General features: G+C 66.2%; 1 protein-coding gene. It reads left to right on the top strand.

Annotated features, from left to right (window positions below; translation table 11 throughout):
- The first annotated feature begins 66 nt into the window (after nucleotides 1-66).
- On the top strand, nucleotides 67-768 hold the full coding sequence (locus AB0I35_RS32370) for a PAS and ANTAR domain-containing protein (protein WP_357400110.1): 702 nt from the start codon (nucleotides 67-69) through the stop codon (nucleotides 766-768).
- Nucleotides 769-1,003: the final 235 nt, after the last annotated feature.

Below are 1,003 nucleotides of genomic sequence, written 5' to 3'. Positions count from 1 at the left end.
CGACCGGATCGCTGACCGCCGTTGGGGCTGTTCCGAATGAGGGGGAAGGTGCGAAAGGATGAATCCGTGAACCACACCGACCTCAGCGGCAACGCAGATGGCGACGAGCAGCACTTCGCCGACGCCTACCGGCCCGTGGGCGCGGGCAGGTTCTCGTTCTGGTTCGATACCGGCCGTTGGGAGTGGTCACCGGAGGTGTACCGGATGCACGGCTACGCCCCCGGTGAGGTCGAGCCGACCACCGAGCTGCTGCTCTCCCACAAACACCCCGATGATCGCGACGTGGTCGCCGGGTTGATCACGCGCACGATCACCGAGGGTCACCCGTTCTCGAGCCGTCACCGCTTCCTCGACACCAGCGGGGAGGTTCACACGGTGATGGTGGTCGCCGACCGGGTCCTCGGCGATGACGGCGAGCCGGTGGGCACCAGCGGCTACTACCTGGACCTGTCCGACGCCCTTGAGGCGGCCGCCGACGAAGTCACCGGGCAGGCGGTCAATGCCGCGGTCAGCGAAGTGGTCTCCGCGCGCGCGGTGATCGAGCAGGCCAAGGGCGTGCTGATGCGCATGTACCGCATCAATGCCAACCAGGCGTTCAAGGTGCTGGTGTGGCGGTCCCAGGAGACCAACATCAAACTGCGCGACATCGCCGCCCAGATAATCGCCGACCTCGACCAGGTCCCTGCGCCGCCTCCGGCCACGATCGCGGCCTTCGACCACCTGCTGCTGACCGTCGAAGAACGCATCGGCACCGACCCATCGCAGTGACCGCGCCGGGGCATGATCCGTGAGAGCTCGGTGTCTGTTCGGGAAAACGACCGTTACCGAACACCGGCCGATCCGGCGGCCGCTGTCGACGTTGGAAGTTGTGTTCAGCCTGAGCTGCGAATTCACGAGCGGCTGAACAGGAGTGCTACCACGGGCGCGCCTGCAAAGTCGTGCGCAATGCCCGTGATCATCGGTGCGCGCGTCGGCGGGCTGCCGTGCGCGGATGTGTTTCATA

Source organism: Nocardia sp. NPDC050378 (assembly GCF_040655675.1).
Taxonomy (GTDB): Bacteria; Actinomycetota; Actinomycetes; order Mycobacteriales; family Mycobacteriaceae; genus Nocardia; species Nocardia coubleae.
Note: the sequence above shows the minus strand (reverse complement) of the source record. Positions and strands in the feature narration are given on the sequence as shown.